Raw genomic sequence first — 12,293 nt, 5'->3', positions numbered from 1 at the left:
TGTATAATATATTTGAAATGGAAAATATAAAAATTTATTTTAGCATTTTTGGATACGTTTTTATTTTATGGATAGTTTTTTTAATCCTTTTAGGAAAGATTAATAAAAAAATTCATCTTGCAAAAAGATATACGGTAAAAAAGTTTGTTGCGATAATTCCTGCTCACAACGAAGAAACTACCATTGCAAACTCAATTTTGTCTTGTAAAAAAGCAGGATTTGACGAAATTATTGTATTGCTTGATAACTGCACTGATGATACCCCAATCATTGCTAAAGGACTTGGCGCTAAGGTTATGTTTGTAAATTTTCGTTCAAAAGGAAAGTCACTTACACATGCAATCCCAAAAATAGTAGAAAGGTTCGGCTTAAACTCTTTTTACATGGTGTTTGATGCAGATAACGTATTGGAAGCAAACTACTTAACAAAACTTAAACCATACATTGAATCTTACCCTGTTGTGCAAACCAATCTTTACAACCTCAACACTGAGGGCGTTATTCCAAGAATGTATATATTTATGAATGCTATTTATTTAAGGATACAAAAAGCTCTTACTTTACTTGGGTTCTCTTCAATAATCTCAGGATACGGTTGGGGTGCATATGGATGGGTGTTTAATCTTCATAAATTTAATTGCAATTCAGTTCTTGAAGACTTTGAATATACAGTGAAACTTCCAATAAAAGTTGTTTTTGTAGAAGATACAACCGTCTACGATGAGAAACCAACTCAATTTATGCCATCGTTTAGGCAACGACTGAGATGGTATAGAGGCTATTTCTATACCGTATTTAAAGAAAATGGAGTTGTAAAAAATCTTTATACAATCCCTCTTATTGTAGTATCTTCCTTGGGTATTTTAAGTTCTCTTATTATGCTCCCTCAACCAATTTATATTTCTATTCCAATTATTTCCTTTCTACTCCATTCGCTAATATTCTTACTTAGCCTTAAAGAACACGAGTTAAAAGATGTGAAACCCTACGATATATTTTTGGTATTTTTCTTCAATATCACAAATCTATTTGCAATACTATTAGCAATGTTTACATACGATAAAAGAGAGTGGTTTAGAACACCTCACACCTACAGAGTGCATACTTAAATTTTCTATTAAAACTTATAACCGAATTTTCTTAAAAGTTCTTTTCTTTGTTTAATATGCGCTTCATCCTCAAACCCCTTTGGTTCTACTCCATCTACAACGCCAAGCACTGCCCTTCCTAAAGGAGTTTCTGCAACGATTACCTCCATAGGATTTGCTGAAGCGGCATAAATGTGGCAAACTTCTTTCACCATTTTTATTTCATTAAGAACATTTATGGGAAACGCCCCCTTAATGAAGATAATGAAGAAATGTCCTGCTTTAACTGCGTATGCGTTTTTCTTTGCAAGTTCCACAAGCTCTTCATCGTTGCCCTCAAACCTTACAAGTGCATCAGACGATGCCTCATTAAAAGCAATGCCGTATTTTATGTTTGGCACACTGTTTACAAGTGCTTCACTTAAATCTTCAACAGTCTTTATAAAATGAGCTTGCCCAAGGATGCAGTTCATATCATCAGGTTTTTCTATCTTTACGCTTTCAATTTTTACATCCATACTTCACCTCCACATATATTATAGAGTATCAAAAAATTTTATTGCATCAATCATTAAATGCTTAAACTTTTCAAGGTCAAGATCTAATGCAACATAAGCATTAGGTTGTTTTTTAGTTATGCCGTATATATCGGTAACGGTTTGCCCTCTTGTAAATTCGCCTGTCGTTTCAACATCAACATGGAGATACCTAAGTGAAAGTATTGATTCATCAATAAGATGCGAAACTGCAAGTGCATCATGGATTGGTGCTCCATTAAAGCCAAAAAATTCCTTATTTGCGTTTGCGAAAAATCTCAAAAGAGGTGCGATAACACTTGATACCTTGCCATGTAGGGATTCAAGGTAATCGATATCTTCAAAGGTAAGTAGAGCCCTGTTCGTAACATCAAGCCCTACCATAACGATTGGTAACCCACTTTCAAAAACAATCTTTGCCGCTTCTGGGTCAACATAGATATTGAATTCTGCTCCAGGCGTAAAATTAGAATCATGTACAGCACCACCCATAAGCACGATCTTTTCGATTTTATCTTTTATTGTTGGTTCTTTTAAAATTGATACTGCAATGTTAGTTAAAGGGCCTGTAGGTACAAGGTAAATTTTTTCCTTTGATTGCAAAAGTGTTTCAATAATAAAATCAACTGCGTGTTTTCCTGTTTTTAACCCTAAAGGCTCTGGTAAGTTTGCACCATCAAGTCCAGAAACTCCATGGATCTTAGGAGCGGTAACAAGCTCTCTTAAGATTGGTTTGTCAAATCCACGTGAAACAGGAACATCTTTTCTACCTATAAGATTAAGCACTCTTAAAGCATTTATGTAAGTCTTTTCGCCTGTTTGATTACCTGCAACTGTGGTAATACCCAAGACCTCTATCTCTTTACTTGCAAGCGCAAGAATTATTGCAAGCATATCATCATGCCCTGGATCGCAATCAAGTATAATTTTTTTCATTTTCACCTCTTTTAAAATTAAAAAGATAAATTTGTATTTCCTTTTCCCCTATTAAGGAGGTTTTTTATGTGGTTATTTGCCTCTTTAAAGATTTTTGAAGTATCAAAGAGTAGTTTGCCATCTTTTTTAAGAAAAACTCCATCAACCATTACATGAACGATATTCTGTGCATCTCCACTGTAAATAATCGAAGCAAGTGGATTATGTAAAGGAAATGTATTTGGCTTGTGTAAATCCCAAAAGATAAGGTCTGCCTTATATCCTTGGACAATATCTCCTGTTTTAAAATTAAGTGCGTTATGCCCTTCCATTAAAGTTTTCCACACCTCAAACAAGGTAAATTCAGTTGCATTATCTTGTAGTTTACCCAAAAGTGCAAAAAGCCTTGCCTCTTCAAGTGGATTTAAAGTATTAGAGCTTGCTGCTCCATCTGTTCCAATTGCCAATTTTAATTCTTTACGATAACTAAAGATATTTGGAAAACCCATACCAAGTTTCATGTATGTTTTAGGGGCTAAAGCAAAATAAGTGTTATTACCTATATACTTTAGATCACCCTCCTGAACGTAAATGCCATGCGCTACGATTACAGGCAAATCAAAAGCACCTACTTCATGAAGGATTTCAAAGTGTGTCTTACCGTAATATCTTAGACTGTCTTTTACTTGCTTTTCTGTTTCCGCCATGTGGATGTGTATCCCAACTGAAAGAGTTTTAGCGCTGTTAACTATCTTTTCTAAAGTTTTAGGTGGGCAAGTGTAAGGCGCATGTGGCCCAAGGCGAAAAGTTAATCTGCTACTTAATTTATTTTTTTCTTTTATTAGTTTAATAGTCTTTTCAAGGTCTTCTTCGAAACTATCCTTTACGCCAAATAGTGTAATAGCAATGTCTCCTCTTATGCCTGTTTCAAGCACGGCGTTTGCTATTTTATCGGCGTAAAAATAGTGATCAGCAAAAGCAGTGACACCATTGTCAAGCATCTCTAATATTGCAAGAAGTGAGCCGTAGTAAACATCATCTTCGGTTAGTTTACTTTCATAAGGCCATATTTCTTTATTAAACCAACTATCGATATCCACATCCTCTGCGATACCCTTAAAAACATTCATAGGGGAGTGCGTATGTAGATTTACAAAACCAGGAGTAACAAATAGATTACTACAGTCAATTACTTCTTTTGCAGAAGCATTTCCGTTGAAACTATCGTCTAATTTTACTATTTCACCATCTTTTATGTAAATATTTATCTTTTCCCTTATTATGCCATGCTTATCAATGGTATTTGCGTTTCTTAAGACAGTATCAAACTCCATCTGTTATTCCTCGCCAACCTCTTTTTCTTTGGATACCCTTGCAGAATAAAAAGTAAGGACAATAATTGTAACGATATAAGGAATAACTTGAATTATCTCTGAAGGTATGTTTAAAGGGGCAAGAAAGTTTGTAAGTGCATATACTACGCCAAATAAGAGTGAACCAAAGAAAGTCCCTAAAGGCAAATTTCCACCAATTGAGGATGCTGCTATTGCTATAAAACCTCTTCCTGCTGTCATATCCCTACCAAACCACGAGACGTATCCCATAGATAGATAAACACCACCTAAAGCACCGAAAACTCCCGATAAAATAAGAGCATAAAGTTTTATTTTAACAACATCCACTCCAACTGAGCTTGCAGCTTCTGGGTTTTGTCCTACTGCTCTTATTTTTAAGCCAAGAGGTGTATGAAAAACAATCAAATAGTATACAAACACAGAGAGGAACGCAATGTAAACAAGAATATTTTGGTTATTGAATATACCGCCTAATATTGGAATTTTTTCAAGGAAAGCAAATTTAACCGAAGGAAAAACTAAACTCTTTAATGAACTTGAAACTCCCTTATCGTGAGCAATAATATACAACAAAAACACGGTAATGCTAGACGAAAACAAATTTAAAGCAATTGCCGCAAGGATAATATCTGCCTTAAGTTTTAAACTAAAATAACCAAGTATTGAAGCAATAAAAACACCTGCAAGAATTGCCGAAAACAAAGCTATCCAAAGGTTTTGGGTAAAAGCAGATACAATAACTCCAGTAAAAGCAGAAACAAGCATAATTCCTTCAAGAGCAATATTTATAGAGCCTGAAAGAGCTGATATTGCAACACCAAGCGCAGGAAAAATAATTGGAGTTGCAACTCTTAAAACTGAAAACAAGAAACTTGTTGAAAATATACTTTTAAGAAAGGGATTCATTTTTAAAAGCCTCCTTTTCGGCCTCTTTTACTGTTATTCTGTATTTTACATTCTCAAGAAAAGCTTCTGCTGTGATAAGCAATATGATAATAGATTCTATTACACCAACCATTTCAAATGGCACATCTGAAAGTAAGTTTAATACCTGTCCACCAATCCTTAAATACGCAAGAAATAAACTAGCAAACATAATAAGAATAGGATTATTTTTCCCGATAATTGCAACAACTACACCATCCCATCCATACCCAGGAAGACTTTGCCAAAGAAACCTTCTGTGGATACCCATCACTTCTGCCATACCACCTAAACCTGCAAACGAACCACCAATAACAGAAGAAAGCACAATAACTTTAAACACGTTTATACCACTGTACTTTGCAAAATTGAAATTGAAGCCAACCATTCTTATTTCGTAACCAAGGGTTGTGTGGTATAAAAAATAGTAAGCAATAAAAACAGAAGCAATTGCAATTAAAAAACCGATGTGGATTCTTGTATTAGGTATAAACTGTTTTAGAAAAACATTTTCAGGCAATCTATAAGATGTAAGAAATCCTGCAGATTTATCTCTAAAATGGTAGTTTATTAGGTAAATTGACAAAAAGTATGCTACATAGTTTAACATCAGAGTCAAGACAACCATATTTGCTTTAAACCTTGCTTTTAAATAACCAGGAATAAAGCCCCAGAATCCCCCAAAAAGGGTGGCAAAAGTTAAAACCAAAACTATATAAATAAATCCAGGTAAATTAAGTTTTTGTATTATAAGGGCAAAAGCAGTTCCAAAAGCAGCACTAATGAAGAATGTTCCTTCTGCACCGACGTTGAATTGACTTGCTTGGAATGGTATTGCTATGGCAATGCCACAAAAAATGATTGGAGTTGCAAGTTCGATGATATTTCCAATTCTACTTACAGACATAAAAGGACCAAGGAAAAGGTATTTAATCGATTCGATGGACGACGTAGACACAATGACCAAAATTAGCACACTTATCGCAAAGCCTATGAGGATGGCAATAATAGTCCTTAAGAGATTAAAGTACTTTAGCACAAATTTTTCCATCAATCACCTCTTTTAACTCCGAGCATATAAGGGCCGAGATCTTCTGCTCTTAAACCGTTAACCTCATTGAATGATTTTACAATTTCTCCGTTGTAAATAACAAGGATCCTTGTTGAAAGTTTCAGAATCTCGTCAAGATCGGCTGAAACAAGCAGCACCGCACATTTCTTATCTCTTGCCTCTTTTATGAAGTTATGCACAAGTTCTTCTGAGCCAACATCTATACCTCTTGCAGGTTGGGATGCAATAATAATTTTAGGGTTTGAAGAAAGTTCTCTTGCAACAATTACCTTTTGGATATTACCGCCAGAAAGCGAGTTCACTGGATTTTCAATTGATTGTGTGATGATATTAAAATCCTTAACAAGTCGATTAGCTTCGCTATCGATGTAGTTATAGTTTAAAAATTCCCTATTAGAAAATAAAGGTTTATAGTACCTATCAGATATGAGATTTTCTTTTAATTTTGCTTTCTCAGCAACTCCGTTTTTCATTCTATCCTCGGGAATATGCACTAAACCTCTTTCTCTAATTTCTCTTACGGATTTTCCCGAGATGTTTTCATCAAAAAGCCTAATTTCCCCATCTGTTAACGTCTTTAAACCTGTTATCAACTCAACGAGTTCTGTCTGTCCATTCCCTTCAACGCCTGCAATACCAACAATTTCACCTTCTCTTACTTCAAAGTTGATGTTTTTTAAAACTTTAATTCGCTCACTATTGGTATATGTAAGATTCTTCACTGTAAGCACAACTTTACCTATTTCTTTTGGTCCTTCCACTCTTTCAAAAGATACTTCGCGGCCAACCATTAACCTTGCAATATCGTGTTCTGTAAGTTCTTCGTTTAAATTTGTCGAGATAACTCTTCCATCGCGCATAATGGTTATAACGTCTGCAATTGCTTTTATCTCCTTTAACTTATGAGATATGAATATTATTGTTTTACCTTGATTTTTAAGTTCTCTTAAAGATTCAAAAAGCACTTCTGCTTCCTGTGGAGTTAAAACTGCGGTTGGTTCGTCTAAGATGAGTATATCGACATCTCTTAATAGTGCCTTAAAAATTTCTACTCTCTGTTTTACCCCAATTGGTAATTCTTTTATCTTTTTTTCTATTGGTATATCAATCTTATACTTTTCCATGTATTTAAGTATCTTTTCTCTGGCTGTTTTCTTGTCTAAAAAAATCTTAAACTTTGTTGGTTCAATACCCAATATTAGATTTTCAAATACAGTCAAATTCTCTGCAAGCATGAAATGTTGATGCACCATGCCAATACCAATTTTTATTGCATCGATTGGTGACCTAAAATGCACCTTTTTACCTTTGACAAAAATTTCTCCTTCTTGGGGTAGTTCAAGCCCAAAAAGAATCTTAGTTAAAGTCGTTTTACCTGCTCCGTTTTCGCCAACAATTGCATGTATTGTCTTCTCTTGAATATCAAGAGACACTTTTTTGTTTGCAACAACTCCATTTGGATAGACTTTAACAATATCTCTTACAGAAATTTGAGATGCCACTTGTTTCCTCCAAAAATAAAAGAAAAAGGGAAGCGATATCGCTTCCCTTTTGTTTAATTAAATCTAACTTCCAAATACGGTGTCTACTACTATTTCACCGTTTATTATCTTCTGCTTTAACTCTTCAACTTTATCTCTGAATTCCTTTGGCACTAAATTTTGATAGTTTTCGTTATCGGCAACACCAACTCCGTCTTCTTTAAGTCCAAGGGATTCTGCCTTACCAAACTCAAGAGTTCCTTCAAGATAGAGTTTTAATGCTCTGTAAATTGATTTATCAACATTTTTCATCATGGAAGTTACAATATGAGATGCTGCTTCGGGGTCTTTATCCTTTATCATAATGTATTGGTCTGAATCAACACCAATAGCATAGGCATTCTTTTCTTTTGCTGCATCAAGAAGGCCAAGGCCTGTTTCTCCTGCTACGTTAAAGGAAATGTCTGCACCTTGATCATACTGGGCAAGGACAAGCTCTTTCCCTTTTGCTGGATCATTAAATGCTGCTGCATATGAAACAAGAACATTTACCTCTGGGTCAATGTATTTTGCCCCCTGGACGTATCCTACCTTAAAGTCGTTAATTACGGGTATATCCATTCCACCTAAGAAACCAATGATCTTCTCTTTGTTTGCAAGTGTCATGTTTGATGAAGTTACCATTGCAGCAAGAGCACCTACAAGGAATGAACCTTCATTCTGTTTGTAAAGAATAGAATAGACATTACCAAGGTTTCCTTTGGAGTAATCAACTGAGGTATCAAAAATGATAAACTTCTTATCTGGATATTTAGGTGCAACTGCTGTGAGAGCGTCTACCATTTGCCAAGTGCCAATGATGATGATTTCAGAATCTCCTTGGGCTAACTGTTCAAGGTCTGGTTGCCATTTTGCTGGGTCATAACCGCCTTCAATTACTTTCCCATCAACACCAAGGTCTTGTATTGCCATCTTAAGTCCTCTGTCTGCCGAGTCAAAGAACGACTTGTCTCCCAATGTTCCGTTAATGTAAAGAGTAACCTTTAACTTGTTTTGGGGTTTTGGTTCTGCAGTTTTAGTGCAACCTGTTACAAATGCCATACTCAAGACTAATGAAATTACAACTAATACTAATACAACCTTTTTCATTCTTTACCTCCTTTAAAAATATTTTTAAAAAAATTTAAAAACCGAGTTTTGTCAACTTCCATCACGATATCGATACCACTTCCTTCGCCAACTAATGAGGCACCTCTTAAAAGGCTTCCGTGTGAAAGTTCCATATGTAAAGCACTATTTATTTTATACTTAATAATTTCTTTGTCAAGGAAAGTTGCAAGAGCCATCGGGTCTGGAAGAAATACTGCTCTAATACCACGTGCTTTTTCTACAAAATCCATTACGCTTTTTTCCATATTTAAAATAAGGTTGCCTTCTTCTTCCTTGAATGTTTCCTTAAGCTCAGTTTCAAAAATTGGTGTTGCAACAACAGGGTCCCACGGAACAAGGTGGATTGGTATACCCTGCCTTAAAACAAACTCCGCAGCTTCTGGGTCAAAAAAGAAGTTAAATTCTGCAAATCTTGTTACGTTGCCAACATTAACTGCACCACCCATGGCAACAATTTTTGATATATATTTTGGTAAATCAGGGTAAAGATTAAGTGCCATTGCAACATTTGTTAAAGGACCAAGAGTTAAAAGGATAACGTTTCCTGCTTCTTTTGCTAATTTGTAGATTGCATACGGAGCAGGTTCGTCATTGTATGTTTTATAAGGAGCCTCTAATACTACATCACCTATCCCATTGTTCCCGTGGATTTTTGCAGGAGTCGAGTTTAACGATACGTAAGGTCTGTATGCGCCTTTAAACACAGGGATATCGTCTTTCTTAAGGAAATGTAAAATCCTCAATACGTTGTCTGTTACTTGGTCTACATTTACATTGCCAGAAACGGTTGTTATACCAACAACATCAATACCATATTTTATTGCAGTAATTATTGTAATTGCATCATCAATACCACAATCAGTATCAATAATCATCTTAAATGAATTTTTCATTGTGTTCCTCCAAAAATTTGATTATCTCTTCGTATGTTGGAGAAGAGATCGCAGCCCCTTTTCTTGTAACAGAAATTGCAGCTGAAGCAGTTGCGAATTTTAATGCTTTTTCAATCTCCACGTTTTTAGAAAGTGCAGAGGCAAAACTCCCGTTAAAGGTATCACCTGCGCCTGTTGTGTCAACAGCATTTACGCTGTAAGCCTTTACAAATAACTCTTTGGAGTCGTTTATAAATAAAACACCCTTTTCTCCCATTTTGAAGATCACATTTTTAGCGCCAAATTTTAAGAGTTCTTTTGGGTCGTAAGAAAGTGTTAGTTTTTGCAGTTCAATTTCATTGGGTGTTATGTAGTCTACATACGGGATGATACTCACAAGATCTTTTCTTACTGGAGCAGGGTCAAAAATTACTATGACATCTCTACCTTTTGCAATTTTTACTGCTTTTAGAAGTTCGGTAGTTTTTATTTCACCTTGGAGAAGCAAAATATCGCCACTTGTAATGTTCTTTTCAAGGTAATCAATTTCTTCTTTTCCTACTTTTCCATTTGCACCTTCAATAATGGTTATTCTATTGTTGCCATCTTTATCAACGTTTATAAGGGCAACACCTGTTTGAGTATCTTCATCGTGGATGATGAAATAATTAACTTGAAAACTTTTTAGAGAATCTTCTGCAATTTTACCGAATATGTCTCTTCCAACTCTTCCAATGAAAGTAGTATTGCCCGATGCCTTTTTTGATGCAACTGCCTGATTTGCACCTTTTCCACCCTGATTTATTAAAAATTCTTTACCGAATACGGTTTCTCCTTTTTCAGGGAAGTGCTCTGCGTAGACAACAAGGTCAACGTTAATACTTCCTAATACAAAAACCTTTTTGTTCTCCATAAAGGAATTTTAACAGAATTTAATTTGAAAGTCAAGGCAAACAAAATTTATGGATACTCATAAGTGTCAATTGGTTTTTCTCTACTATCATAAAGGTAAGCAGTATCTCCATCATTATTCCATATGGCAGTGCTTGACCCCAAATATAGAGAACTTGAGTTTGATGTTCCTTTCCCTGAATAAACTTTAACAATTTTTCCAGGAGCAAGTATAAAATTAGGGAATGCGAATTTATGGTTTGCCTTATCTTTCAGTATAAATCCTTTTAAGTTTATAGACGTTGAGCCCGTATTCTTTTTTCTGCCCATTCTACGTTGGGGTTTTTTTGTTGTTTGTGCTTCTTTCGGGTAGTTAATTTTTATTGTTTTGAAAGTAGAGTTTAGTTTGGCTTAGCAAAAAATGTGACTAATTCCTCTTTAAAACTACCTAACTACAATGCCCATCTGAAATTTGAGTTGTGGGGATTTCTAATCCAAGCTCCTTTAACTTGTATTGAACGTATAAGGCGGCTTCTATACGCATCTTTTGAATTTCACATCCAATTGCATACGGCTTAAAAATATCTCCGTTTATGATGTAGTTGTTTGCAAGACACCCACCGGAACAGTAAAAGCGTGCCCAACAGTTTGCACATTCAGGTTTGTTGAATAAAAAGTTTGCTTTTCTAAACTTTTCTTGAAGTTCCTTATTAGTTATTCCATTAAAGACATCTCCGAGTTTTGTCTCTTTGATCCCATCAAACTGATGACACGGATAAATTGAACCATCTGGAGAAACTGCAATGTATTCAACTCCTGCACCACACCCGTTGATTCTTTTCTGTATGCAAGGGCCTGCCTCAAGGTCAATATTAAAATGAAAGAAAGTCCATTGGTTAGTTTTTTGGGATTCTACATATGCTTCAGCCAATTTTTCGTATGTTTTTTTTAATTTAGGAAGGTCATCTTCTTTGATGCTTATCTTATCGTCTTTTGTCACAACTGGCTCAAGAGAGATGTATTTAAAGCCAAAATCTTTTAAAGATAGAACAGTTTTAGCAATATCTGGTGTCGTGTGTGTATATGTGCCTCTTACATAGTATCCACCGTATTCAGCTCTGTGGTCTACAACTTTTTTAATCTTTGGATAAACTAAATCAAATGTGCCACTTCCATTTCTTAAAACTCTGTATTTATCGTTTGTTTCTTTATCTCCATCAAGGCTTAAAACAATGCTTACATCGTTATCAAATAAAAAGTTTTCTTTCTCTTCGTCAAGTAAACTCCCATTTGTTGTAATCGAAAACCTAAAAGATTTATCTTTATAAGTTGACCTTGCATATTCAATTGTTTTCTTAACCACCTCAAAATTTAGTAAAGGTTCACCACCAAAGAAATCAACCTCAAGAGATTCCCTTCCATCTGAATTGTTGTATAAAAAATCAATTGCCTGTTTTGCAACCTCAAAGCTCATAAGTGCTTCTTTTCCACCGTAGTTTCCTTTTTTTGCAAAACAGTAGAGACACCCAAAATTGCAGGAATGTGCCACATTAAGACACATTGACTTAAGTGTTAAATTTGAAACAAAGTATGAAGGCGGTTTAGAAAATAACAACCTCTCTTTTATTAGTTTTTCTACTTCATCTGCAACTTCTTCAATATAGGGAAATTGATTTTTTAGCTGATCTACCGCAACTTCTTTTGAGTCTGTTTCAATAAGTTTGTTGATATACAGGAATGTGCTTTCGTCAATATTAAAAAAACTTCCAGAGTTTACATCTAAAACAAAATATTCCCCTTTAAAGGGGAAAAGATGGACAAGTGATCTATCAAACATTAACTACCAAATCCACCTTTTTACTGGTTTTTTAACTTCGCAAACTTGGTTGCCTATTGTAACGCTTGTTTTACAAGCAGACTTACACGGTGTTTGACAGGCTCTACAATCGTGTGCCTTGTCAATATTCCAAAAAGGTCTTTTGCTTACAA

At 35.1% G+C, this 12,293-nt stretch carries 13 protein-coding genes; 1 reads left to right on the top strand and 12 read right to left on the bottom strand.

The window, feature by feature from the left end:
• Positions 1 to 1,109, top strand: a 1,109-nt coding sequence (locus tag K6343_05250; GenBank protein ID MEF3245368.1) for a glycosyltransferase, incomplete at its 5' end; no start/stop codon positions are given.
• 8 nt (positions 1,110 to 1,117) lie between these two features.
• Here K6343_05250 and K6343_05245 read toward each other — a convergent pair.
• The 12 genes from K6343_05245 to K6343_05190 all read right to left on the bottom strand — a co-directional run.
• Complete coding sequence (locus tag K6343_05245) at positions 1,118 to 1,606, bottom strand: adenosine-specific kinase (GenBank protein ID MEF3245367.1); 489 nt, start codon at positions 1,604 to 1,606, stop codon at positions 1,118 to 1,120.
• 18 nt (positions 1,607 to 1,624) lie between these two features.
• Positions 1,625 to 2,560, bottom strand: coding sequence for a nucleoside hydrolase (locus tag K6343_05240; protein ID MEF3245366.1), 936 nt, complete (start codon positions 2,558 to 2,560; stop codon positions 1,625 to 1,627).
• 17 nt (positions 2,561 to 2,577) lie between these two features.
• Positions 2,578 to 3,873 (bottom strand): amidohydrolase, encoded by a 1,296-nt coding sequence (locus K6343_05235; GenBank protein ID MEF3245365.1) that lies wholly within the window; start codon positions 3,871 to 3,873, stop codon positions 2,578 to 2,580.
• A gap of 3 nt (positions 3,874 to 3,876) precedes the next feature.
• Positions 3,877 to 4,800, bottom strand: a complete 924-nt coding sequence (locus tag K6343_05230) for an ABC transporter permease (protein MEF3245364.1) — start codon at positions 4,798 to 4,800, stop codon at positions 3,877 to 3,879.
• Entirely contained in the window at positions 4,784 to 5,869 is a 1,086-nt protein-coding gene (locus tag K6343_05225; protein MEF3245363.1) for an ABC transporter permease, read from the bottom strand. Before K6343_05225 ends, K6343_05230 begins: the two co-directional genes overlap by 17 nt.
• Entirely contained in the window at positions 5,869 to 7,392 is a 1,524-nt protein-coding gene (locus K6343_05220) for an ABC transporter ATP-binding protein (GenBank protein MEF3245362.1), read from the bottom strand. Before K6343_05220 ends, K6343_05225 begins: the two co-directional genes overlap by 1 nt.
• 63 nt (positions 7,393 to 7,455) lie before the next feature.
• Entirely contained in the window at positions 7,456 to 8,520 is a 1,065-nt protein-coding gene (locus tag K6343_05215) for a BMP family ABC transporter substrate-binding protein (protein MEF3245361.1), read from the bottom strand.
• Positions 8,517 to 9,434: a nucleoside hydrolase gene (locus K6343_05210; GenBank protein MEF3245360.1), complete on the bottom strand. Its 918-nt coding sequence runs from the start codon at positions 9,432 to 9,434 to the stop codon at positions 8,517 to 8,519. Before K6343_05210 ends, K6343_05215 begins: the two co-directional genes overlap by 4 nt.
• Positions 9,418 to 10,326 (bottom strand): ribokinase, encoded by a 909-nt coding sequence (rbsK, locus tag K6343_05205; GenBank protein ID MEF3245359.1) that lies wholly within the window; start codon positions 10,324 to 10,326, stop codon positions 9,418 to 9,420. The genes K6343_05210 and rbsK overlap by 17 nt, the downstream gene beginning before the upstream one ends.
• A gap of 47 nt (positions 10,327 to 10,373) precedes the next feature.
• Positions 10,374 to 10,634 (bottom strand): lamin tail domain-containing protein, encoded by a 261-nt coding sequence (locus tag K6343_05200; GenBank protein MEF3245358.1) that lies wholly within the window; start codon positions 10,632 to 10,634, stop codon positions 10,374 to 10,376.
• 118 nt (positions 10,635 to 10,752) lie between these two features.
• Positions 10,753 to 12,141 carry a thioether cross-link-forming SCIFF peptide maturase gene (gene scfB, locus K6343_05195; GenBank protein MEF3245357.1) on the bottom strand — a complete coding sequence of 463 codons (1,389 nt, stop codon included), beginning with the start codon at positions 12,139 to 12,141 and terminating at the stop codon, positions 10,753 to 10,755.
• 3 nt (positions 12,142 to 12,144) lie between these two features.
• A partial coding sequence (locus K6343_05190) for a six-cysteine ranthipeptide SCIFF (GenBank protein ID MEF3245356.1) occupies positions 12,145 to 12,293 on the bottom strand: 149 nt, incomplete at its 5' end.

This window comes from Caldisericaceae bacterium, assembly GCA_036574215.1.
In the GTDB taxonomy this organism is placed as follows: domain Bacteria; phylum Caldisericota; class Caldisericia; order Caldisericales; family Caldisericaceae; genus Caldisericum.
The sequence above is the reverse complement of the archived record's forward strand: the minus strand, read 5'-3'. Positions and strand labels throughout refer to the sequence as shown.

What these genes read in the sequence shown, in the direction of transcription:
- K6343_05245 (MEF3245367.1), bottom strand. Translation starts at nt 1,606, where the DNA reads ATGGATGTAAAAATTGAAAGCGTAAAGATAGAAAAACCTGATGATATG.
- K6343_05240 (MEF3245366.1), bottom strand. Translation starts at nt 2,560, where the DNA reads ATGAAAAAAATTATACTTGATTGCGATCCAGGGCATGATGATATGCTT.
- K6343_05235 (MEF3245365.1), bottom strand. Translation starts at nt 3,873, where the DNA reads ATGGAGTTTGATACTGTCTTAAGAAACGCAAATACCATTGATAAGCAT.
- K6343_05230 (MEF3245364.1), bottom strand. Translation starts at nt 4,800, where the DNA reads ATGAATCCCTTTCTTAAAAGTATATTTTCAACAAGTTTCTTGTTTTCA.
- K6343_05225 (MEF3245363.1), bottom strand. Translation starts at nt 5,869, where the DNA reads ATGGAAAAATTTGTGCTAAAGTACTTTAATCTCTTAAGGACTATTATT.
- K6343_05215 (MEF3245361.1), bottom strand. Translation starts at nt 8,520, where the DNA reads ATGAAAAAGGTTGTATTAGTATTAGTTGTAATTTCATTAGTCTTGAGT.
- K6343_05210 (MEF3245360.1), bottom strand. Translation starts at nt 9,434, where the DNA reads ATGAAAAATTCATTTAAGATGATTATTGATACTGATTGTGGTATTGAT.
- rbsK (MEF3245359.1), bottom strand. Translation starts at nt 10,326, where the DNA reads ATGGAGAACAAAAAGGTTTTTGTATTAGGAAGTATTAACGTTGACCTT.
- K6343_05200 (MEF3245358.1), bottom strand. Translation starts at nt 10,634, where the DNA reads ATGGGCAGAAAAAAGAATACGGGCTCAACGTCTATAAACTTAAAAGGA.
- scfB (MEF3245357.1), bottom strand. Translation starts at nt 12,141, where the DNA reads ATGTTTGATAGATCACTTGTCCATCTTTTCCCCTTTAAAGGGGAATAT.